General features: G+C 73.2%; 20 protein-coding genes. 19 read left to right on the plus strand and 1 reads right to left on the minus strand.

What is annotated here, in order from left to right; translation table 11 throughout:
* Positions 1 to 12: 12 nt before the first annotated feature.
* The gene (gene efp / locus KSK32_RS23185) at positions 13 to 570 is read left to right on the plus strand and encodes an elongation factor P (protein WP_216933106.1); all 558 of its coding nucleotides are present in this window, start codon (positions 13 to 15) and stop codon (positions 568 to 570) included.
* 23 nt (positions 571 to 593) lie between these two features.
* Positions 594 to 1,004: a transcription antitermination factor NusB gene (nusB, locus tag KSK32_RS23190; protein WP_174361785.1), complete on the plus strand. Its 411-nt coding sequence runs from the start codon at positions 594 to 596 to the stop codon at positions 1,002 to 1,004.
* A 60-nt stretch (positions 1,005 to 1,064) separates the two neighbouring features.
* Here the strand turns inward: nusB and KSK32_RS23195 are convergent, their stop codons facing one another.
* Positions 1,065 to 1,553, minus strand: a complete 489-nt coding sequence (locus KSK32_RS23195) for a transcriptional regulator (RefSeq protein ID WP_013285505.1) — start codon at positions 1,551 to 1,553, stop codon at positions 1,065 to 1,067.
* Positions 1,554 to 1,838: 285 nt separating this feature from the next.
* Here KSK32_RS23195 and pyrR point away from each other — a divergent pair, with 285 nt between their 5' ends.
* The 17 genes from pyrR to def all read left to right on the plus strand — a co-directional run bounded on the left by pyrR (position 1,839) and on the right by def (position 21,815).
* Positions 1,839 to 2,423 carry a bifunctional pyr operon transcriptional regulator/uracil phosphoribosyltransferase PyrR gene (pyrR, locus tag KSK32_RS23200; protein ID WP_216933107.1) on the plus strand — a complete coding sequence of 195 codons (585 nt, stop codon included), beginning with the start codon at positions 1,839 to 1,841 and terminating at the stop codon, positions 2,421 to 2,423.
* Complete coding sequence (locus tag KSK32_RS23205) at positions 2,420 to 3,346, plus strand: aspartate carbamoyltransferase catalytic subunit (protein WP_216933108.1); 927 nt, start codon at positions 2,420 to 2,422, stop codon at positions 3,344 to 3,346. Before pyrR ends, KSK32_RS23205 begins: the two co-directional genes overlap by 4 nt.
* The gene (locus KSK32_RS23210; RefSeq protein ID WP_216933109.1) at positions 3,343 to 4,620 is read left to right on the plus strand and encodes a dihydroorotase; all 1,278 of its coding nucleotides are present in this window, start codon (positions 3,343 to 3,345) and stop codon (positions 4,618 to 4,620) included. The genes KSK32_RS23205 and KSK32_RS23210 overlap by 4 nt, the downstream gene beginning before the upstream one ends.
* A 118-nt stretch (positions 4,621 to 4,738) precedes the next feature.
* Positions 4,739 to 5,911: a glutamine-hydrolyzing carbamoyl-phosphate synthase small subunit gene (carA, locus tag KSK32_RS23215; protein ID WP_216936311.1), complete on the plus strand. Its 1,173-nt coding sequence runs from the start codon at positions 4,739 to 4,741 to the stop codon at positions 5,909 to 5,911.
* On the plus strand, positions 5,904 to 9,251 hold the full coding sequence (gene carB, locus KSK32_RS23220) for a carbamoyl-phosphate synthase large subunit (protein ID WP_216933110.1): 3,348 nt from the start codon (positions 5,904 to 5,906) through the stop codon (positions 9,249 to 9,251). The genes carA and carB overlap by 8 nt, the downstream gene beginning before the upstream one ends.
* A gap of 112 nt (positions 9,252 to 9,363) precedes the next feature.
* Positions 9,364 to 10,377 carry a quinone-dependent dihydroorotate dehydrogenase gene (locus KSK32_RS23225; RefSeq protein WP_216933111.1) on the plus strand — a complete coding sequence of 338 codons (1,014 nt, stop codon included), beginning with the start codon at positions 9,364 to 9,366 and terminating at the stop codon, positions 10,375 to 10,377.
* 118 nt (positions 10,378 to 10,495) lie between these two features.
* A complete protein-coding gene (locus KSK32_RS23230; protein WP_216933112.1) occupies positions 10,496 to 11,770 on the plus strand; it encodes an adenosylmethionine--8-amino-7-oxononanoate transaminase in 1,275 nt (424 codons plus the stop codon).
* An 87-nt stretch (positions 11,771 to 11,857) separates the two neighbouring features.
* Positions 11,858 to 12,697, plus strand: coding sequence for an orotidine-5'-phosphate decarboxylase (pyrF, locus tag KSK32_RS23235; RefSeq protein ID WP_216933113.1), 840 nt, complete (start codon positions 11,858 to 11,860; stop codon positions 12,695 to 12,697).
* Positions 12,698 to 12,872: 175 nt separating this feature from the next.
* Positions 12,873 to 13,190, plus strand: a complete 318-nt coding sequence (gene mihF / locus KSK32_RS23240) for an integration host factor, actinobacterial type (protein WP_013285515.1) — start codon at positions 12,873 to 12,875, stop codon at positions 13,188 to 13,190.
* A gap of 25 nt (positions 13,191 to 13,215) precedes the next feature.
* On the plus strand, positions 13,216 to 13,767 hold the full coding sequence (locus KSK32_RS23245) for a guanylate kinase (protein ID WP_120570503.1): 552 nt from the start codon (positions 13,216 to 13,218) through the stop codon (positions 13,765 to 13,767).
* Positions 13,768 to 13,770: 3 nt separating this feature from the next.
* Positions 13,771 to 14,037 (plus strand): DNA-directed RNA polymerase subunit omega, encoded by a 267-nt coding sequence (gene rpoZ, locus KSK32_RS23250; RefSeq protein ID WP_013285517.1) that lies wholly within the window; start codon positions 13,771 to 13,773, stop codon positions 14,035 to 14,037.
* 14 nt (positions 14,038 to 14,051) lie between these two features.
* Positions 14,052 to 15,260, plus strand: coding sequence for a bifunctional phosphopantothenoylcysteine decarboxylase/phosphopantothenate--cysteine ligase CoaBC (gene coaBC / locus KSK32_RS23255; RefSeq protein WP_216933114.1), 1,209 nt, complete (start codon positions 14,052 to 14,054; stop codon positions 15,258 to 15,260).
* 82 nt (positions 15,261 to 15,342) lie between these two features.
* Positions 15,343 to 16,548, plus strand: a complete 1,206-nt coding sequence (gene metK / locus KSK32_RS23260) for a methionine adenosyltransferase (protein ID WP_216933115.1) — start codon at positions 15,343 to 15,345, stop codon at positions 16,546 to 16,548.
* A gap of 59 nt (positions 16,549 to 16,607) precedes the next feature.
* On the plus strand, positions 16,608 to 18,656 hold the full coding sequence (locus tag KSK32_RS23265; RefSeq protein ID WP_216933116.1) for a primosomal protein N': 2,049 nt from the start codon (positions 16,608 to 16,610) through the stop codon (positions 18,654 to 18,656).
* 229 nt (positions 18,657 to 18,885) lie between these two features.
* On the plus strand, positions 18,886 to 19,866 hold the full coding sequence (locus tag KSK32_RS23270; protein ID WP_216933117.1) for an AAA family ATPase: 981 nt from the start codon (positions 18,886 to 18,888) through the stop codon (positions 19,864 to 19,866).
* An 83-nt stretch (positions 19,867 to 19,949) separates the two neighbouring features.
* Positions 19,950 to 21,212 (plus strand): cytochrome P450, encoded by a 1,263-nt coding sequence (locus KSK32_RS23275; RefSeq protein ID WP_216933118.1) that lies wholly within the window; start codon positions 19,950 to 19,952, stop codon positions 21,210 to 21,212.
* Positions 21,213 to 21,254: 42 nt separating this feature from the next.
* Positions 21,255 to 21,815 carry a peptide deformylase gene (gene def / locus KSK32_RS23280; protein WP_216933119.1) on the plus strand — a complete coding sequence of 187 codons (561 nt, stop codon included), beginning with the start codon at positions 21,255 to 21,257 and terminating at the stop codon, positions 21,813 to 21,815.
* The last annotated feature ends 1 nt before the right edge of the window (position 21,816 follow it).

The raw sequence follows: 21,816 nt of genomic DNA on the forward strand, positions 1-21,816 counted from the left end.
TCAAGGCAGGAAATGGCCTCCACCAACGACCTGAAGAACGGCCTGGTACTCAACCTGGACGGCGAGCTGTGGGCCGTCGTCGAGTTCCAGCACGTCAAGCCCGGTAAGGGTGGTGCCTTCGTGCGCACCACGCTGAAGAACGTGCTGTCCGGCAAGGTGGTCGACAAGACCTTCAACGCGGGCACCAAGGTCGAGACCGCGACCGTCGACAAGCGCACCATGCAATACCTCTACGCCGACGGCGAGGACTACGTCTTCATGGATCTGGAGACGTTCGACCAGATCACCGTCATGGGCGGCGTCGTCGGCGAGGCCGCCAACTACCTGCTGCCCGAGGCCGAGGCGACAGTCGCCACCCACGAGGGCGTGCCGCTGTACATCGAGCTGCCGACCTCGGTCGTGCTCGAGGTCACCTACACCGAGCCGGGCCTGCAGGGCGACCGCTCGACCGGCGGCAACAAGCCGGCCACCGTCGAGACCGGCGCGACCGTGCAGGTGCCGCTGTTCATCACCACCGGTGAGAAGATCAAGGTCGACACCCGCGACGGCCGTTACCTCGGCCGAGCCTGATGGCCGAGGGCCCCAAGCAGCAGATGCCGGCGCGCCGCAAGGCGCGCAAGCGGGCGCTGGACGTGCTCTTCGAGGCCGACCTGCGGGACCGCCCGCCGGTCGAGGTGCTCGCCGGTTACCTGGAGCGGATCGAGCAGCCGCGCCCCGACCACCTCGGCTACGCGGTCGGGCTGGTCGAGGGCGTGGCGGCGCACCTCGACCGGATCGACGAGACGATCGCCAGCTACGCCGAGGGGTGGACGCTGGAGCGGATGCCGGTGGTCGACCGCAACCTGGCCCGGATCGCCGTGTACGAACTGCTCTACGTCGACGAGATCGACGACGCGGTGGCGATCAGCGAGGCCGTGGAGCTGGCCCGGCAGATGTCGACCGACGACTCGCCGCGCTTCCTCAACGGCATCCTCGGCCGGATCGCCGAGTACGCCACGCGCTGACGCGCCGCAACGAGAAAGGGCCCGTGCCGGTCGGCACGGGCCCTTCGTCGTACGGGGAGGTCAGGACGCGAAGAACGCCCGCGGGTCGGCGACCAGCACACCGTGCTCGGTCAGCCGCTCGATCAGGCCCGACGGCGAGGCGTCGTAGACGATCGCGAGGGCGCGCAGGTCGTCCGCGCGGATCGAGAGCACCCGGCCGTTGTAGTCGCCGCGCTGCTGCTGGATGGCGCGCGCGTAGCGGGCCACGTACGCGAGGTCCTCGGACGCCTCGTCGTAGAGCCGCTCCAGGTCCAGGACGATCTTGCTGGTGGGCTCGTGACGCACCCCGCTGCCGTCGGGCAGCAGCTCCGAGACGGGAACGCGGTAGAAGTCGGCCAGCTCCGCCAGGCGGGACACGGTGACGGCGCGGTCGCCGCGCTCGTACGAGCCGACCACCACGGCCTTCCACCGCCCGTTCGACTTCTCCTCCACCCCCTGCAGGGACAGGCCCTGCTGCTGGCGGATGGAGCGCAGGCGGGCGCCCAGCGACTTGGCGTATTCAGAGGGCATTCGGACACTCCCAGTGCTGTTCGGGTTCCCCGAGCTATCGCTACGGAGCGTGACGGTACGGGGATTGCGACATGTGGTCAAGTGTTGCCGTCCACCGGGCCCGCCACCCACGTGTGGCTTGTCCCCATTTCTCCGGGCTGACCAGCAGGTCAGGACCGGCGGCGGGAGGCCCGGTGACCGCTGGTAACGTGGCGTGGAGCCCCGGTCCGGGCCCTCGCGGGCCGGCCGGAGCCGACCAGACGTCCTTTAACGACCCGTCCCGTGAGGCGGGGAAGGAGGTCCGCCGTGGCCTACCCGTCGGCTGCCCATTCGTCGCCGCCGCGACAACCCTCGGTGAAGGTGATCCTCGCCGCAGCGGACGTGTCGCGGGTGGTCGACCGCATCGCTCACCAGATCCTGGAGAAGACCCAGGGCGCCGCCGGCACCGTGCTGCTCGGCATCCCGACCCGGGGCGTGCCGCTGGCTCACCGCCTCGCGGCCCGGATCAGCACCTTCGAGGACGTGACAGTCCCGGTCGGCGTGCTCGACATCACGCTCTACCGCGACGACCTGCGCCGGCACGCCACGCGCGCGGTCGGCCCGACCGACCTGCCGCCCGGCGGGATCGACGGCAAGCGGGTGGTCCTCGTCGACGACGTGCTGTTCTCCGGCCGCACCGTGCGGGCCGCGCTGGACGCGCTCAGCGACGTCGGCCGCCCGGCGTCCGTGCAGCTCGCGGTCCTGGTCGACCGCGGCCACCGCCAGCTGCCGATCCGCGCCGACTACGTCGGCAAGAACATCCCCACCGCGCTGGCCGAGAACGTCAAGGTCACCCTCGCCGAGACCGACGGCGCCGACGAGGTACGGCTGTACGGAGGCTCCCTCTCATGATCCGGCACCTGCTCTCCGGCGCCGACCTGGACGCCGGCACCGCCACCCTGGTCCTCGACACCGCCGCGGAGATGGCGACGGTGGCCGGACGCGAGGTCAAGAAGCTGCCCGCGCTGCGCGGGCGCACCGTGGTCAACCTCTTCTACGAGGACTCCACCCGCACCCGGATCTCGTTCGAGGCGGCCGCCAAGCGGCTCAGCGCCGACGTGATCAACTTCTCCGCCAAGGGCTCCAGCGTTACCAAGGGGGAGAGTCTCAAGGACACCGCGCTCACGCTCCAGGCCATGGGCGCGGACGCGGTGGTCGTCCGGCACCCCGCCTCCGGCGCACCGCACCGGCTCGCCGAGTGGGTGGACGGATCGGTGGTCAACGCCGGTGACGGCACCCACGAGCACCCCACCCAGGCGCTGCTCGACGCGTACACGATGCGGTCCCGGCTGGGTCGCCTCGACGGCCTGCACGTGGCGATCGTCGGCGACGTGCTGCACTCCCGGGTGGCCCGCTCCAACGTGCTGCTGCTGTCCACGCTCGGCGCGAAGGTCACACTGGTCGGCCCGCCCACGCTCATCCCGGTCGACATCGCCGCCGCCCTGGCCCCCGGCACCGACGTCTGTTACGACCTCGACGCCGTTCTCCCAGATGTGGACGTGGTGATGATGCTGCGGGTGCAGCGCGAGCGGATGGGCGACTCCTACTTCCCGTCGGCCCGCGAGTACGCCCGCCGCTACGGGCTCGACGGGCCGCGCATGCGCCGGCTGCCCGGGCAGGCGATCGTCATGCACCCCGGCCCGATGAACCGGGGCATGGAGATCACGCCCGAGGTGGCCGACTCGCCCCGCTCCACCATCGTCGAACAGGTCGCCAACGGGGTCTCCGTGCGGATGGCCGTGCTCTACCTGCTGCTCGGAGGGAACAACCGGTGACCACGTACCTCATCACAGGCGTCAGCGTCGTCGGCGGCGAGCCGACCGACCTGCTCATCCGCGACGGCGTGGTGGCCGGGACGGGCCGTGGGCTCGCCGCGGACGACGCCACAGTCATCGACGCGACCGGCCTGGTCGCGCTGCCCGGCCTGGTCGACCTGCACACCCACCTGCGCGAGCCCGGCCGGGAGGACGCCGAGACGGTCGAGTCCGGTTCCCGGGCGGCGGCGCTCGGCGGCTACACGGCGGTGTGCGCGATGGCGAACACCTCCCCGGTCGCCGACACCGCGGGCGTGGTGGAGCAGGTCTGGCGGCTCGGCCGGGAGGCCGGCCTGGTCGACGTGCAGCCGATCGGCGCGGTCACCGTCGGGCTGGCCGGCGAGCGCCTGGCCGAGCTGGGCGCGATGGCCGACTCGGCCGCCGGTGTGCGGATCTTCTCCGACGACGGGCACTGCGTGTCCGACCCGCGGCTGATGCGCCGGGCGCTGGAGTACGTCAAGGCGTTCGACGGCGTGATCGCCCAGCACGCCGAGGAGCCCCGGCTGACCGAGGGCGCGCAGATGCACGAGGGTGAGGTGTCCACCCGCCTCGGCCTGACCGGCTGGCCGGCCGTCGCCGAGGAGGCGATCATCGCCCGGGACGTGCTGCTGGCCGAGCACGTCGGCAGCCGGCTGCACGTCTGCCACGTCTCCACCGCCGGCAGCGTCGAGGTGCTGCGCCAGGCCAAGGCGCGCGGGGTACGGGTCACCGCCGAGGTGACGCCGCACCACCTGCTGCTCACCGACGCCAAGGCGGAGAGCTACGACCCGGTCTTCAAGGTCAACCCGCCGCTGCGCACCGCCGCCGACATCGCCGCGCTGCGGGAGGCGCTGGCCGAGGGCGTGATCGACGTCATCGCCACCGACCACGCGCCGCACGCCGTGGAGGACAAGGAGTGCGAGTGGGCGTACGCCCGGCCGGGCATGCTCGGCCTGGAGACGGCGCTGTCGATCGCGCTCGACGTGTTCGGCCCCCGCTGGGACCTGATCGCCGAGCGGATGTCCCGCACGCCGGCCCGGATCGCCGGGCTGGCCGGGCACGGCCTCGACCCGGCGCCCGGCGTACCGGCCAACCTGACCCTGGTCGACCCGGCCGTCCGCCGCGTGATCGAACCGGCGGAGCTGGCCAGCCGTAGTCGCAACACCCCGTACGCCCGCATGACGCTGCCGGGTCGCATCGTGGCGACCTTCCTGCGCGGCGAGCCGACGGTCCTGGACGGAAAGGCTGTCAAGTGATCCGAGCGAGGAACGTAGCGGAGCGGAGTCCCGCAGTCCGGATCGAGGAGGAACTGATCCGAGCGAGGAACGTAGCGGAGCGGAGTCCCGCAGTCCGGATCGAAGGGGGCGCAGCATGGTGAAGCGTAGATCGGCGATCCTCGTCCTGGAGGACGGGCGCACGTTCCACGGCGAGGCGTACGGCAGCGTCGGGGAGACCTTCGGCGAGGCCGTGTTCAACACCGGCATGACCGGCTACCAGGAGACGCTCACCGACCCGTCCTATCACCGGCAGGTGGTGGTGCAGACCGCGCCGCACATCGGCAACACCGGCGTCAATGGCTCCGACGACGAGTCCGACCGGATCTGGGTGGCCGGGTACGTGGTGCGCGACCCGGCCCGGATCAGCTCGAACTGGCGGGCCACGGGCGGCCTGGAGGACCGGCTCGCCGCCGAGGGCGTCGTCGGCATCAGCGGGGTGGACACCCGGGCGCTGACCCGGCACCTGCGCGAGCGCGGCGCGATGCGGGTCGGCATCTCCAGCGTCGACGACGACCCGGCCGCCCTGCTGGAGCGGGTGCGCCGCTCGCCGCAGATGGTCGGCGCGAACCTGTCCGACGAGGTGACCACCGCCGAGCCGTACGTCGTGCAGGCGCAGGGCGAGCACCGGTTCACGGTGGCCGCGGTGGACCTGGGCATCAAGCGCAACGTGCCGCGGCGGCTCGCCGCCCGCGGCGTGACCACCCACGTGCTGCCCGCCGGGTCGACGATCGAGGATCTGCTCGCCACCGGCGCGGACGCGGTCTTCTTCTCGCCCGGCCCGGGCGACCCGGCGACCGCCGACGGCCCGGTGGCGCTGGCCCGGGAGGTGCTGACCCGGCGGATTCCGCTGTTCGGCATCTGCTTCGGCAGCCAGATCCTCGGCCGGGCGCTCGGCTTCGGCACCTACAAGCTGGGGTACGGCCACCGCGGCATCAACCAGCCGGTGCTCGACCGGGCCACCGGCAAGGTCGAGGTGACCAGCCACAACCACGGCTTCGCGGTGCAGGTGCCGGGTGCCGGGGACGGCGCCGTGGTGCCGGATCAGGTGATCCAGACCGAGTTCGGCGGTGTCCAGGTGTCGCACGTCTGCCTCAATGACAACGTGGTCGAGGGGCTGCGGGCCGTGGACGTGCCCGCCTTCACCGTCCAGTACCACCCGGAGGCGGCGGCCGGCCCGCACGACGCGGACTACCTCTTCGACCGCTTCGCCGAGCTGATCGAGGGCGGCGGCCTCGACCGGAAGCAGACTGGGGGGCGCGACAATGCCTAAGCGGACCGACCTCAAGCACGTCCTGGTGATCGGCTCCGGGCCGATCGTGATCGGACAGGCCTGCGAGTTCGACTACTCCGGCACCCAGGCCTGCCGGGTGCTGCGCAGCGAGGGGATCCGGGTCAGCCTGGTCAACTCCAACCCGGCGACGATCATGACGGACCCGGAGTTCGCCGACGCCACGTACGTCGAGCCGATCACGCCTGAGTTCGTCGAGCTGGTCATCGCCAAGGAGCGTCCCGACGCGCTGCTGCCGACGCTCGGCGGGCAGACCGCGCTGAACACCGCTGTCGCCCTGCACGAGGCGGGCGTGCTGGAGAAGTACGGCGTGGAGCTGATCGGCGCGAACATCGAGGCGATCAACCGGGGCGAGGACCGGCAGCTGTTCAAGGAGATCGTCGCCAAGGCCGGCGTACGGCTGGGGCTGGCGGATCCGGCGGCGCTGGTGCCGCGGTCGCGGGTCTGCCACTCGATGGACGAGGTCCGCGAGACGGTCGCCGAGCTGGGCCTGCCGGTGGTCATCCGGCCGTCGTTCACCATGGGTGGCCTCGGTTCCGGCATGGCGCACACCGACGAGGACCTGGAGCGCATCGCCGGTTCGGGCCTGGCGGCCAGCCCGGTGCACGAGGTGCTCATCGAGGAGAGCGTGCTCGGCTGGAAGGAGTACGAGCTCGAACTGATGCGCGACCGCCACGACAACGTGGTGGTGGTCTGCTCGATCGAGAACGTCGACCCGATGGGCGTGCACACCGGCGACAGCGTCACCGTCGCCCCGTCGATGACGCTCACCGACCGGGAGTACCAGCGGCTGCGTGACCTCGGCATCGCGGTGCTGCGCGAGGTCGGTGTGGACACCGGCGGCTGCAACATCCAGTTCGCGGTGAACCCGGCCGACGGCCGGATCGTCGTGATCGAGATGAACCCGCGCGTGTCGCGCTCCTCGGCGCTGGCGTCGAAGGCCACCGGCTTCCCGATCGCGAAGATCGCCGCGAAGCTCGCCATCGGCTACACGCTCGACGAGATCCCGAACGACATCACGCTGAAGACGCCGGCCGCGTTCGAGCCGACGCTCGACTACGTGGTGGTGAAGATCCCCCGGTTCGCGTTCGAGAAGTTCCCCGGCGCGGACCCGGAGCTGACCACCACGATGAAGTCGGTGGGCGAGGCGATGAGCCTGGGCCGCAACTTCACCGAGGCGCTGAACAAGGCGATGCGCTCGATGGAAACCAAATCATCTGGTTTCTGGACCACTTCGGACCCGGCGGGCGCTACGAAGGAGAACACCCTCGCCGCGCTGCGCACGCCGCACGACGGCCGGCTCTACACCGTCGAGCGGGCGCTGCGCCTCGGCGCGTCGATCGCCGAGGTGTCCGAGGCGTCCGGCGGCATGGACCCGTGGTTCCTGGACCAGATCGCCTCGCTGGTCGAGCTGCGCGCCGAGATCGTGGACGCGCCGGTGCTCGACGCCGGCCTGCTGCGCCGGGCCAAGCGGGCCGGCCTGTCCGACCGGCAGCTCGCCGCGCTGCGTCCCGAGCTGGCCGCCGAGGACGGCGTCCGCACGCTGCGGCACCGGCTCGGCGTCCGCCCGGTCTACAAGACGGTGGACACCTGCGCGGCCGAGTTCGAGGCGACCACGCCGTACCACTACTCGACGTACGACTCGGAGACCGAGGTGGCGCCCTCGGCCCGGCCGAAGGTGCTCATCCTGGGCTCCGGGCCGAACCGGATCGGGCAGGGCATCGAGTTCGACTACTCGTGCGTGCACGCGGTCCAGGCTCTCCGAGACGTGGACTACGAGACGGTCATGGTCAACTGCAACCCGGAGACCGTCTCCACCGACTACGACACCGCGGACCGGCTCTACTTCGAGCCGCTGACGTTCGAGGACGTGCTGGAGGTCTGGCACGCCGAGGACTCCTCCGGCAAGGAGGCCGGCGGACCCGGTGTCATCGGGGTGATCGTGCAGCTCGGCGGGCAGACGCCGCTGGGCCTGGCCCAGCGGCTCAAGAACGCCGGGGTGTCGATCGTCGGCACCTCCCCGGAGTCGATCCACCTGGCCGAGGAGCGCGGCGCGTTCGGCGCGGTGCTGGCCCGAGCCGGGCTGCGCGCGCCCGCGCACGGCATGGCCACCTCGTACGACGAGGCGAAGACGATCGCCGACGAGATCGGTTACCCGGTGCTGGTCCGCCCCTCGTACGTGCTCGGCGGGCGCGGCATGGAGATCGTGTACGACGACGCCACACTGCGCGACTACATCGGCCGGGCCACCGCCATCTCGCCGGACCGCCCGGTGCTGGTGGACCGGTTCCTCGACGATGCCATCGAGATCGACGTGGACGCGCTCGTGGACGCCGACGGCGACGTCTACCTGGGCGGCGTGATGGAGCACATCGAGGAGGCCGGCATCCACTCCGGCGACTCGTCCTGCGCGCTTCCGCCGATCACCCTGGCCGGCTCGCACCTGGCCCAGGTGCGGCACTACACCGAGCAGATCGCCCGCGGCGTCGGGGTGCGCGGCCTGCTCAACGTCCAGTACGCGTTGCAGGGCGACATGCTCTACGTGCTGGAGGCCAACCCGCGCGCCTCCCGGACCGTACCGTTCGTTTCGAAGGCCACGGCGGTGCCGCTGGCGAAGGCGGCGGCCCGGATCGCGCTCGGCGCCACCATCGCGCAGCTGCGCGCCGAGGGCATGCTGCCACCCACCGGCGACGGTGGCACCATGCCGGCTGACGCGCCGATCGCGGTCAAGGAGGCGGTGCTGCCGTTCAAGCGGTTCCGCACCCCGTCCGGCAAGGGCATCGACGTGCTGCTCGGCCCGGAGATGAAGTCCACCGGCGAGGTGATGGGCATCGACACCGGCTTCGGTCAGGCGTTCGCCAAGTCGCAGGCCGCCGCGTACGGGTCGCTGCCGACCGCCGGGAAGATCTTCGTCTCGGTCGCCAACCGGGACAAGCGCGGCATGATCTTCCCGATCAAGCGCCTGGCGGACCTGGGCTTCGAGATCGTGGCCACCACCGGCACGGCCGAGGTGCTGCGCCGGCACGGCATCGCCTGCGAGCAGATCCGCAAGCACTACGAGTCGGGTGAGGGCGCGGACGCGGTCTCGCTGATCCTCGGCGGGGACGTGGCGCTGGTGGTGAACACGCCGCAGGGCTCCGGGGCGAGCGCCCGTTCCGACGGGTACGAGATCCGCAGCGCCGCGGTGACCGCGGACATCCCGTGCGTCACCACCGTCCCCGGCGCCGCCGCCGCGGTCATGGGCATCGAGGCCCGGATCCGGGGCGACCTGAAGGTCCGTCCCCTGCAGGACCTGCACGCCGCTCTCCGGGCGGGCGAGTGACCCCCCGCTCCACTGCGTCGATCATGAGGTCGGCGGCGGATATGGAGATCCACATCGCCGCCAACCTCATGATCAACGGGGAGGCCGGGGAGGCCGGGCGGGGGGCTGGGGCGTGATCTTCGAGAAGGTGGTGCGGCCCCGGTTGTTCTCGCTCGCGGGCGGGGACGCGGAGGGCGCGCACGAGTGGACGCTGGCGCGGCTGGCCGCGGTGTCGCGGCAGCCGGCGGTGCTCGCGGCGTTGCGGGCGGCGTACTTCCGGCCGGCACCACGCACCGTGTTCGGGGTGCGCTTCCCCAACCCCGTCGGGCTGGCGGCCGGCATGGACAAGAACGGACTCGCGTTGCCGGCCTGGCCGGCGCTGGGCTTCGGCTTCGTCGAGGTCGGCACCGTGACCGCGCACGCCCAGCCGGGCAATCCCCGGCCCCGGCTGTTCCGGCTGCGCGACAGCGAAGCCGTGATCAACCGGATGGGCTTCAACAACGCGGGCGCGGCGGCGCTCGCGGACCGGCTGACCGCGTTGCCGCGCCCGCTCGGCGTGCCGCTGGGCATCTCGCTCGGCAAGTCCAAGGTGACTCCGCTGGACGAGGCGGTCGAGGACTACCTCGCCTCGTACCGGGCGCTCAAGGACCACGGCGACTACTTCGCGGTGAACGTGTCCTCACCGAACACCCCCGGGCTGCGGTCGCTTCAGGACCGGTCCCATCTGGACGCGTTGCTCGCCGCGCTGGTGGGGGAGAAGCCGGTGCTGGTGAAGATCGCCCCGGACCTCACCGAGCCGGCCGTGGCCGAGCTGCTGGAGGTGTGCCTCGACCGGGGCGCGGCCGGGGTCATCGCCACCAACACCACGCTGTCCCGTGACGGGCTCGCCCCGGCCGACCGGGAGCGCGGTGCCGAGGCCGGTGGGCTGTCCGGCCGGCCGCTGACCGACCGGGCCCGGGACATGGTCGCCTTCGTGCACCGGGAGACCGGCGGCCGGCTGCCGGTGATCGGCGTGGGCGGCATCCTGCACCCCGACGACGCGACGCGCATGTTCGACGCCGGCGCCTCCCTGCTCCAGCTCTACACCGGCTTCATCTACCGGGGCCCGTCCCTGACCCGATCCATAACCCGGACCACCCGACCCTGACCCACCCCGCACCCCCGCGATCTTGCGCTTTCCGCCCCGGCACACCGCCTCATTCCGGGCGCGGCCGGGGCGGCAGCTGCAAGATCGCGGGGGAGGGGAGCAGGGCGAAGGAGGAGACGTGACGCCTGAGGAGATCCTGGAGGCCGATCGGCGGCACGTGTGGCACCCGTACGCCCCGATGCCCGGCGCGAGCGCGCCGTACGTGGTGGACAGCGCCGAGGGGGTGCGGCTGCGGCTCGCGGACGGGCGGGAACTGGTCGACGGGATGTCGTCGTGGTGGGCGGCGATCCACGGCTACCGGCACCCGGTGCTCGACGCCGCGGTGACCGGCCAGCTCGGGCGGATGAGCCACGTCATGTTCGGCGGGCTCACCCACGAGCCCGCCGTACGCCTGGCGCGCACGCTCGTCGAGCTGACCCCGGACGGCCTGGAACACGTCTTCCTGGCCGACTCCGGCTCGGTGAGCGTGGAGGTCGCGGTGAAGATGTGCCTGCAGTACCAGCGGGCGCGGGGACGCCCGCAGCGCCGCCGGCTGGGCACCTGGCGGGGCGGGTACCACGGCGACACGTTCCACCCGATGAGCGTGTGCGACCCGGAGGGCGGCATGCACCACCTCTGGGGCGACGTGCTGCCCCGGCAGGTGTTCGCGCCGGCGCCGCCGCCCGGCTTCGACGCGGCGCCGGATCCGGCGTACGAGGCGGCGCTGGTGGACGCGGTGGAGCGGCACGCCGACGAACTGGCCGCGGTGATCGTGGAGCCGGTCGTCCAGGGCGCCGGCGGGATGCGCTTCCACCACCCGCACTACCTGCGCGTGCTGCGCGAGGTGACCCGCCGGCACGGCATCCTGCTGGTGTTCGACGAGATCGCCACCGGCTTCGGCCGCACCGGCCGGATGTTCGCCGCCGAGCACGCCGGCGTCACCCCGGACGTGCTCTGCGTCGGCAAGGCGCTCACCGGCGGGTACCTGACGCTCGCCGCGGCGCTGTGCACGCCCGAGGTGGCGCGGGCCATCTCCGCCGGCGGGGTGCTGGCGCACGGGCCGACGTTCATGGGCAACCCGCTCGCCTGCGCCGTCGCAGGCGCCTCGGTGGACCTGCTGCGGGCCGGGGACTGGGCGGGACGGGTGGCGGGCGTCGCCGAGGGCCTGCGGGCCGGCCTGGCGCCGTTGCGGAACGCGCCCGGCGTGGCCGACGTACGCGTGCTCGGCGCGATCGGGGTGGTGCAGCTCGACCACGAGGTGGACCTGCCCCGGGCCACAGCCGCCGCGGTGGCCGAGGGGGTGTGGCTGCGCCCGTTCCGGGATCTCGTCTACACGATGCCGCCGTACGTCTGCGACGCCGCGGACGTGGCGCGGATCGCGGCCGGAGTGGCCGCGGCGGTCAAGGCCGGCTGAGCCCGGCCGGGTTCGACAGGGCGCGACGGAAGGCCCGTCGCCGGACACGCCAGGCGGCCCGGAGCCGCCGGGAGAGGGAGAGACGCGATGGAGACGTTCGGCGCCCGTCTGCACCGGGCCGTGGCGGAACGAGGGCCGCTCTGCGTGGGGATCGACCCGCACCCCGGGTTGCTGACCGCCTGGGGCCTGTCCGACGACGTGGCGGGCCTGGAGCGGTTCTGCGCCACAGTGGTGGAGGCGATCGGTGACCGGGTGGCCGTGATCAAGCCGCAGTCGGCGTTCTTCGAGCGCTTCGGCGCCCGGGGTGTCGGGGTGCTTGAGTCAACTATCCGACAGTTGCGAGATTTGGGAGCGCTCACTCTGCTTGACGTCAAGCGTGGTGACATCGGCTCGACCGTCGCCGCGTACGCGTCGGCGTACCTCGATCCATCCAGCCCGCTGTATGTCGATGCGGTCACCGCGAGCCCCTACCTGGGAGTAGGTTCACTCGCTCCGATGTTCTCCGCCGCAGCCGAGCACGGTGGCGGGGTCTTCGTCCTGGCGCTCACCTCCAACCCGGAGGGCGCCTCCGTGCAGCGCGCCGTGGGCGCCGACGGGCGCACCGTCGCGCAGACCGTGATCGACGAGATTTCCCAGCTCAACCGGGGTGCGGAGCCGCTCGGCAGCTTCGGTCTGGTGGTCGGTGCGACAGTCGGCGAGACGGGTCACGATCTGGACTCGGTAAACGGTCCGCTGCTCGCGCCCGGGCTGGGCGCGCAGGGCGGAACGCCCGCCGGGTTGCGTACCGTGTTCGGCGCCGCGCTGCCGTCGGTGCTCCCCTCGTACTCCCGGGAGGTGCTCGGTGCGGGCCCCGACCCGGCCGGCCTGCGGGCCGCCACCGAGCGGGTGCTGGCCGACTGCCGGGCCGCCCTGGGCGCGGCGGACTGACTGACGGCTCGGTCACTTTGGGGTGATCATCGCGCGCCCACGTTGCCGAAATCTCCGTTGACCGCTAGTTTTCCCCGCGCTGGGAACCACGGACCCCTTTGGTTGCCAGCGACACCACGTTTCACAGATGCGGTGGGGCGCTCAGCCCGCCGTACTAGGGACCTGAGGAGAACTGGTGCCGCTCCCGTCACTGACCCCCGAGCAGCGCGCTGCCGCGCTGGAGAAGGCCGCGGAGATCCGCAAGGCCCGCGCTGAGCTGAAGGAGCAGCTCAAGCAGGGCAAGACCACCCTCGCCACCGTCCTCGAGCGGGCCGAGTCCGACGACGTCGTGGGCAAGCTGAAGGTTTCGGCCGTGCTCCAGGCGATGCCGGGCATCGGCAAGATCCGGGCCACCCAGATCATGGAGAAGCTCAAGATCGCGGACAGCCGTCGCCTGCGCGGCCTCGGCGAGCAGCAGCGCAAGGCTCTGCTCGGAGAGTTCGCCGCCAACTGAACGGACCGCCGTGTAGAAACAAGCGGTGAGCACGGATGACGAGGCGCGCTCGGCGGCTCGGCTCACTGTCCTGTCCGGTCCCTCCGGGGCCGGCCGGAGCAGTGTCGTCGAGGCGGTCCGGGCGCGCCTTGCGTCTGTCTGGGTGCCCGTGGTCGCCACCACCCGCCCACCCCGTCCGGACGAGCGCGACGGGGTCGACCGGGTCTTCCTCGACGCGCCCGGTTTCGACCGGCTGATCGCCGCCGGGGAACTGCTGGAGTGGTGCCGGATCGGGCCGTACCGCCGGGGGGTGCCCCGGGCCGAGGTGCGGGCGCGGCTCGCCGAGGGCCGGCCGGTGCTGCTGCCGCTGGACCTGGCCGGCGCGCTGGCGGTACGGGCGGCGGCGCCCGGCGCCCGGCTGGTGCTGCTCGCGCCCCCGGCGTACCGGGCCGACCCGGACGTGGCGGCCGTCTTCGCCCACGCCGTGGCACACGACCACACCGAGCGCGCCGCGGCGGAGCTGGTAGGATTGCTCGGTTCGTCCTTCCTGGCTCCGGCCCGACCGCCCGCGGGCGGCGCACGAGACGCAGAGGTTTAATTCGTGGGATCCATCGCCACCAACCCCGAGGGCATCACCAACCCGCCGATCGACGAGCTGCTCGAGAAGACCACCTCGAAGTACGCGCTGGTCATCTTCGCCGCCAAGCGCGCCCGTCAGGTCAACGCCTACTACAGCCAGCTCGGTGAGGGCCTCCTGGAGTACGTCGGCCCGCTGGTGGAGACCACCCCGCAGGAGAAGCCGCTCTCCATCGCCATGCGCGAGATCAACGCGGGCCTGCTCACCGCCGAGCCGACCGACCAGCCGTAACCGCGCCCGCGCCGATGCCCGCCGAGATCGTCCTCGGGGTCGGCGGCGGCATCGCCGCCTACAAGGCGTGTGAGCTGCTCCGGCTCTTCACCGAGTCGGGTCACCGGGTCCGGGTGGTGCCGACCGCCTCGGCGCTCCGCTTCGTCGGGGCTCCCACCTGGGCGGCGCTGTCCGGCCGGCCGGTCGCCGACGACGTCTGGTCCGACGTGCACGAGGTGCCGCACGTGCGGCTCGGGCAGCACGCCGACCTGGTCGTGGTCGCACCGGCCACCGCCGACCTGCTCGCCAAGGCCGCCCACGGCCTCGCCGACGACCTGCTCACCAACACGCTCCTGACCGCGCGCTGCCCGGTGCTGCTGGCTCCGGCCATGCACACCGAGATGTGGGAGCACCCGGCCACCGTCGCGAACGTGGCCACGCTGCGCTCGCGGGGCGTCCGCGTGATCGAGCCGGCCGTGGGGCGGCTCACCGGGCGGGACACCGGCAAGGGCCGGCTGCCCGAGCCGGCGGAGATCTTCGCGGTGGCCCGCCGGGCGCTGGCCCGCGGCTCCGAGGCCGAGGCCGACCTGGCCGGCCGGCACGTGGTGGTCACCGCCGGGGGCACCCGCGAGCCGCTGGACCCGGTCCGGTTCCTGGGCAACCGGTCGTCCGGCAAGCAGGGGTACGCGTTCGCCCGCGCCGCCGTGGCCCGGGGCGCCCGGGTCACGCTCGTCGCGGCCAACGTGGCGCTGCCCGACCCGGCCGGGGCGGACCTGGTCCGGGTGGGCACCACTGAGGAACTGCGCGACGCCACGCTCGCGGCGGCCGCCGGCGCGGACGCCGTGGTGATGGCCGCCGCGCCCGCCGACTTCCGGCTGGCCAGCTACGCCACCGGGAAGATCAAGAAGTCCGACGACGGTGTCGCGCCGACCATCGAGCTGGTCACCAACCCGGACATCGCCGTCGAGCTGGGGCGGCGTCGCCGGCCCGGACAGGTGCTGGTGATCTTCGCCGCGGAGACCGACGACGCGGAGGCCAACGGCCGGGCCAAGCTGGCCCGCAAGGGAGCCGACATGATCGTGGTCAACGAGGTCGGCGCGGACAAGGTCTTCGGCGCCGACACCAACGCGGCCACCGTGATCGGCGCCGACGGCGCCGTGCACCGGTTGCCCGAGCAACCCAAGGAGGCCCTGGCCGACGCCGTCTGGGATCTCGTCCGTCAGCGGTTGCCGTCGCGTTCCTGACGGTTGGTCGACCCTCGTTCGTCGGGTCGCGGCGGAACGATGGTGACTAAACTGCCGCCGAGCGACCTTTAAAAGTCTTCACATGCTTAGGAGTGCCGTGACACGTCTCTTCACGTCCGAATCGGTCACGGAGGGCCACCCGGACAAGATCGCCGACCAGATCAGTGACGGCATTCTCGACGCGCTGCTCGCCCAGGACCCGCACAGCCGGGTCGCGGTGGAGACGTTGATCACCACCGGTCAGGTGCACGTGGCCGGCGAGGTGACCACGAAGGCGTACGCCGACATCCCCACCATCGTCCGCGAGACCATCCTCGGCATCGGCTACGACTCGTCGAAGAAGGGCTTCGACGGCGCGTCCTGCGGCGTCAGCGTGTCCATCGGCGCCCAGTCGCCGGACATCGCCCAGGGTGTCGACAACGCCTTCGAGCTGCGTACCGGCGGGTCGGAGAGCGCGCTGGACGCGCAGGGCGCCGGTGACCAGGGCATGATGTTCGGCTTCGCCTGCTCCGAGACGCCCGAGCTGATGCCGCTGCCGATCGCGCTGGCGCACCGGCTGGCCCGGCGGCTCGCCGCGGTCCGCAAGGACGGCACGATCCCGTACCTGCGGCCGGACGGCAAGACGCAGGTGACCATCGAGTACGACGGGCTGCGCCCGGTCCGGCTCGACACCGTCGTCGTGTCCAGCCAGCACGCGGCGGACATCTCGCTGGAGTCGCTGCTCACCCCGGACATCCGGGACCACGTCATCGCCCCGGAGCTGGAGAGCCTCGGCCTGGAGACCGAGGGCTACCGGCTGCTGGTCAACCCGACCGGGCGGTTCGAGATCGGCGGCCCGATGGGTGACGCCGGCCTGACCGGCCGGAAGATCATCGTGGACACGTACGGCGGGTACGCCCGGCACGGCGGCGGCGCGTTCTCCGGCAAGGACCCGTCGAAGGTCGACCGGTCGGCCGCGTACGCGATGCGCTGGGTGGCCAAGAACGTGGTCGCCGCCGGGCTGGCCGAGCGGTGCGAGGCGCAGGTCGCGTACGCGATCGGCAAGGCGCACCCGGTGAGCCTGTTCATCGAGACGTTCGGCACCGAGACCGTGCCGGTCGCCTCGATCGAGAAGGCCGTGGCCGAGGTGTTCGACCTGCGTCCGGCCGCCATCATCCGGGACCTGCACCTGCTGCGCCCGATCTACCAGCAGACCGCCGCGTACGGCCACTTCGGCCGAGAGCTGCCGGAGCTGACCTGGGAGGGCACCGACCGGGCCGCCGACCTCAAGTCGGCCGCGGGAGCCTGACCACCACCACGCGCCGCGACCGGCGACCCGCGCAGGGGTCGCCGGTCGCGCGCGTCTGCGTGGACGTGCCGCTGCCCCACCTGGACCGCCCGTTCGACTACCTGGTGCCGGAGGCGCTCGACGCCGACGCCCGGCCCGGCGTGCGGGTGAAGGTGCGGTTCGCCGGGCAGCTCGTCGACGGCTGGCTGCTGGAGCGCGCCGAGGCGTCCGAGCACCCGAAGCTCGCGTACCTGGAGAAGGTCGTCTCCCCGGTGCCGGTGCTCTCCCCGGAGGTGGCCCGGCTGGCCCGCGCGGTCGCCGACAGGTACGCCGGCAGCCTCGCCGACGTGCTCCGGCTGGCGGTGCCGCCCCGGCACGCCCGTGCCGAGAAGGCCGTCACCGCCACCGACGCGCCCGCGGCCGACGGCAACTCCGCCGACGGCACCGAACCCGTCGCCGGCACCGCGCCCGTCGGCAGCTCCACCTCCGCCGCCGGCACCGCGCCCGCGGGCGTACCGTCCGAGGCCGCCGACGCGGACGCCCGGTCGGGCGGTCGGGCGGGCGGCCCGGCGGAGGTGGATCCGCGCGGCTGGCGGGACTACCCGGCCGGGCCGGCGCTGCTGCGCGCGCTCACCGACGGCCGATCCGCCCGCGCGGTCTGGTCGGCGCTGCCCGGGGAGGACTGGGCCGACCGGTACGCCGACGCGGTCGCCGCCACCGTGGCCGGCGGCCGGGGCGCCCTGGTCGTGGTGGCCGACGCCCGTGACCTGGACCGCCTCGACGCCGCCCTGACCGCAGTGCTCGGCGCGGGACGGCACGTCCGGCTCACCGCCGCCGACGGCCCGGCCCGCCGATACCGGAACTTCCTCACCGCCCTGACCGGAGACGCGGAGGTGGTGATCGGCACCCGGGCGGCGATGTTCGCCCCGGTGCGGCGGCTCGGCCTGGTGGCGATCTGGGACGACGGCGACGACCTGCACGCCGAACCGCGCGCGCCCTACCCGCACGCCCGGGACGTGCTGCTCACCCGGGCGCAGCTCGGCGACACCGCGGCGGTGGTCGGCGGGTACGCGCGTACCGCCGAGGCGCAGCTGCTGGTGGAGACCGGGTGGGCGCGCGAGGTGGTGGCCGACCGGGCGGTGGTGCGCGCGCGTACCCCGGCCATGGCGCCCACCGGCGACGACCCGCAACTGGCCCGCGATCCCGGCGCCGCCTCGGCGCGGCTGCCGAGCCTGGCCTGGACCACCGCCCGGGACGCGCTGCGCGCGGATCTGCCGGTGCTGGTGCAGGTGCCGCGCCGGGGGTACGTGCCGTCGGTGGCCTGCGCCGACTGCCGCGCCCCGGCCCGCTGCCCGCACTGCGCCGGGCCGCTCGCGCTGCCGTCGGCGCAGGGCACGCCCGCCTGCCGCTGGTGCGGCCGGGTGGCCGCCGCGTACGCCTGCCCCGAGTGCGGCGGGCGGCGGCTGCGCGCCTCGGTGACCGGCGCCCGGCGGACCGCCGAGGAACTGGGCCGCGCGTTCCCCGGTGTGCCGGTGCGCACGTCCGGGCGGGAGGAGGTGCTCGCGACCGTGCCGGGCGGGGCCGGGCTGGTGATCGCCACCCCGGGCGCCGAGCCGGTCGCCGACGGCGGCTACGGCGCGGTGCTGCTGCTCGACTCGTGGGCGCTGCTGACCCGGGCCGACCTGCGGGCCGGCGAGGAGGCGCTGCGGCGGTGGACGGCCGCCGCCGCGCTGGCCCGGCCGGGTACGGCCGGCGGCCGGGTGGTGGTGGTCGCCGACGGCGCGCTGGCCCCGGTACAGGCGTTGCTGCGGTGGGACTCCGCCTGGTTCGCCGCCCGGGAACTGGCCGAGCGGCGGGAGCTGGGCTTCCCGCCGGCGGTGCGGATGGCGAGCGTCACCGGCGCGTCCGAGGCGGTGGCCGACCTGCTCGCCGGCGCCCGGCTGCCGGGCGACGCCGAGGTGCTCGGCCCGGTGCCGGCCGACGAGGGCCGGGAGCGGATGCTGGTTCGCGTGCCCCGGTCCCGGGCCGCCGCGATGGCCGAGGCGCTGCACGCCGCCGCCGGGCAGCGCAGCGCCCGCAAGGCGGTCGACCCGGTACGCCTCCAGGTCGATCCGCTCACCCTGTTCTGATCGGAGGCAGCCGCGTGACACTGCGCACGCGGGCCCTCGCACACGGTCGTGAGCTGGGGTTTGACGCACACCTGGTCCGGCAGTCGAGTAGCGGGCGGTGATAGCATCGCCCGTCATGCCCAGCCGCGCGGTTTCCCCGCGCGGGACGCGGCGCGGCGGGTGCCAGAGCACGTCGGGCCGACACGGATTCGATGTCGTCAGTCAGCCGGTGAGCAGGGATGGACCAGTCGTGACCGTTCGTCAGTCGATCGTCTTCAACGGTGACCTCGGCAGTGGCAAGAGCACCGTCTCGGTCGAGATCGCCAAGCGGCTCGGGCTGCGCCGGGTCAGCGTCGGTGACCTCTACCGCCAGATGGCCCAGGAGCGGCAGATGACCGCCCTCCAGCTCAACCTGCACGCCGAGCTGGACCAGGCCGTCGACGGGTACGTCGACCAGCTCCAGCGCGACATCGCCGCCTCGGGTGAGTCCCTGGTCATGGACTCCCGCCTGGCCTGGCACTTCTTCACCGACGCGCTCAAGGTGCACATGATCACCGAGCCGACCGAGGCGGCCCGGCGCGTGCTGGCCCGCCCGTCCGGCCCGGCCGAGAGCTACACCTCGCTGGAGGAGGCGCGGGCCAAGCTGCGCGAACGCAGCGAGAGCGAGCGCGGCCGGTTCATCGTCCGGTACGGCGTGGACAAGGCCCGCCTGCGCAACTACGACCTGGTCTGCGACACCACCCGGGCCAACCCGGAGCAGGTCATCGCGCACGTCATCGACGTCTACGAGGGTCGCCTCGGCGCGGACGTGCTGCGCGCCGGCCAGCCGTTGCTGCTGCTCGACCCGAACCGGGTGTACCCGACGGAGGACGTGTCGGCGCTGCGCGGCCTGTGGGACTCCGACGCCGCCGCCGGGGCGGCCGGTAGCGGCGAGGAGCCGGAGCCGCTGAGCATCGGCTACACCGGCGAGTACTTCTTCGTCGTGGACGGGCACCGGCGGCTCAGCGCGGCGGTGCGCGCCGGGCTGCCGATGGTCCCGGCCCGGCTGGTCGCCGAGGTGGAGGAACCGGTGGTCGGCGGGATCAGCGCGCTCGACTTCTTCACCGCGCAGGCCCGCCCGGGGCTGATCCACGACTGGGAGGACGCGCACGGCATCACGATGCCGCTGCCGGAGCACGCGCTGCTCGGTGGTGGTCCGGTGCTCGCCGGGGAGCCGGGCGCCGGCGTCTGACCGCCGCCTCGCCGTCACGGGTTGACCCCGATCGGGCGGCACGGAGCATGATGAGGGTCTCCGATGCCTGGGGAGGCGGAATCGTGGACCCTGCCGACGCGCTCGCGCTGCTGATGTCCCCCGAGGGTCGCCTCGACCCCTATCCGACCTACGAGCGGCTGCGCGCGCACGGCCCGGTGGTCCAGGCCGGGCCGGTCTTCTACGTGGTCACCGGCTACGCCGAGGCCGACGCGATCCTGCGCGACGCCCGGTTCGGCGTGATGGACGACGCGTTGCGCGACCAGTTCATGCCCGGCTGGCGGGAGAGCCCGGCGGCGCTGTCGATCTCCCGGTCGATGCTGCGCACCAACCCGCCCGACCACAGCCGGATGCGGCGGCTGGCCGCCGGCGCGTTCACCCCGCGCCGGATCGCCGCCATGCGGGACGTGGTGCGGGCGCAGGCCGACGAGCTGGTCGACGGGATGCTCGCCGCCGACGGGCCGGTCGACTTCATGGCCGCGTTCGCGTACCCCCTGCCGGTCGGCGTGATCTGCGCGCTGCTCGGCGTGCCGGCAGCGGACCGGCCGCTGTTCCGGCGCTGGGCCACCGACCTGACCGGCGTGCTCGAACCGGAGATCACCGCCGACGAGCTGGCGGTGGCCGACCGGGGCGCGGCCGAGCTGCGGAGCTACTTCACCGAGCTGGTGGCGGCCCGCCGCCGGGCCCCGGCCGACGACCTCACCACCGCGCTGGTCCAGGCCCACGACGGCGGCGACCGGCTCTCCGGCGACGAGCTGCTGGCCAACCTGATCGTGCTGCTGGTGGCCGGCTTCGAGACCACCACCAACCTGCTCGGCAACGGACTGGTGGCGCTGCTGGACCATCCGCGCGCCGCGGCGGCGCTGCGCGAGCGGGAGGACTTCGCGCCCGCGTACGTCGACGAGCTGCTGCGTTACGACTCGCCGGTGCAGCTCACCTCGCGGATGAGCACCGCGCCGTCCCGGTACGGCGACGTCGACCTGCCGCCGGAGAGCTGGGTCATCGTGCTGCTCGGCGCGGCCAACCGCGATCCGCGCCGCTATCCCGATCCGGCCCGCTTCGACCCGTGGCGGGCGCAGATCGCGCCGCTGTCCTTCGGCGCCGGGCCGCACTACTGCCTCGGCGCGGCGCTGGCCCGGCTGGAGGCCCAGGTGGCGTTCCCGCTGCTGCTGCGCCGGGTGCCCGGGCTGGCGGTGGCGGGCCGGCCGGAGCGGCGGGTCCGGCTCACCCTGCGTGGTCACGCCACGCTGCCGGTGCGGGTGGGGCGGGAGGCGGCCCCGGTCACCGTTCCCGGTACGCGACCCGGGGCGGCCGGGCCGACTCCGTAGACTGGACGGGCATCGTTCGACCCAGACAAGGAGCCACGCCGAGTGACCGTCCAGCCCATCCGTCTGTTCGGCGATCCGGTGCTGCGCACGCCGGCCGACCCGGTCGTCGACTTCGACGTCGAGCTGCGCAAGCTGATCGCCGACCTGACCGACACGATGCGCGAGCAGAGCGGCGCCGGCCTGGCCGCGCCCCAGCTCGGGGTGGGCCTGCGGGTGTTCACCTTCGACGTCGACGACGTCCTCGGCCACCTGGTCAACCCGGTGCTGGAGTTCCCCGACTCCGAGGAACAGGACGGCCCGGAGGGCTGCCTGTCCATCCCCGGGCTCTACTTCGACACCAAGCGCCGGCAGAACGTGATCGCCAAGGGCTTCAACGGCTACGGCGACCCGTTGCAGATCGTCGGCACCGGCCTGATGGCCCGCTGCGTGCAGCACGAGACCGACCACCTCGACGGGGTCCTCTTCGTCGACCGGCTCGACCCGGCCGGCCGCAAGGAGGCCATGAAGGCGATCCGCCAGGCCGAGTGGTACGACCAGGCCGCGCCGCCCACCGTCAAGCTCAGTCCGCACGCCGTCGGCAACCCGTTCGGCCTGGGGCGGTGAC

Source organism: Micromonospora sp. WMMB482 (genome assembly GCF_019038635.1).
GTDB classification, from domain to species: domain Bacteria; phylum Actinomycetota; class Actinomycetes; order Mycobacteriales; family Micromonosporaceae; genus Micromonospora; species Micromonospora marina.

Excerpts from the sequence above, each read along its gene's own strand:
- KSK32_RS23195 (WP_013285505.1), bottom strand. The coding sequence starts at position 1,553 with ATGCCCTCTGAATACGCCAAGTCGCTGGGCGCCCGCCTGCGCTCCATC.
- efp (WP_216933106.1), top strand. The coding sequence starts at position 13 with ATGGCCTCCACCAACGACCTGAAGAACGGCCTGGTACTCAACCTGGAC.
- metK (WP_216933115.1), top strand. The coding sequence starts at position 15,343 with ATGCTTAGGAGTGCCGTGACACGTCTCTTCACGTCCGAATCGGTCACG.
- KSK32_RS23205 (WP_216933108.1), top strand. The coding sequence starts at position 2,420 with ATGATCCGGCACCTGCTCTCCGGCGCCGACCTGGACGCCGGCACCGCC.
- nusB (WP_174361785.1), top strand. The coding sequence starts at position 594 with ATGCCGGCGCGCCGCAAGGCGCGCAAGCGGGCGCTGGACGTGCTCTTC.
- pyrF (WP_216933113.1), top strand. The coding sequence starts at position 11,858 with ATGGAGACGTTCGGCGCCCGTCTGCACCGGGCCGTGGCGGAACGAGGG.
- coaBC (WP_216933114.1), top strand. The coding sequence starts at position 14,052 with ATGCCCGCCGAGATCGTCCTCGGGGTCGGCGGCGGCATCGCCGCCTAC.
- carB (WP_216933110.1), top strand. The coding sequence starts at position 5,904 with ATGCCTAAGCGGACCGACCTCAAGCACGTCCTGGTGATCGGCTCCGGG.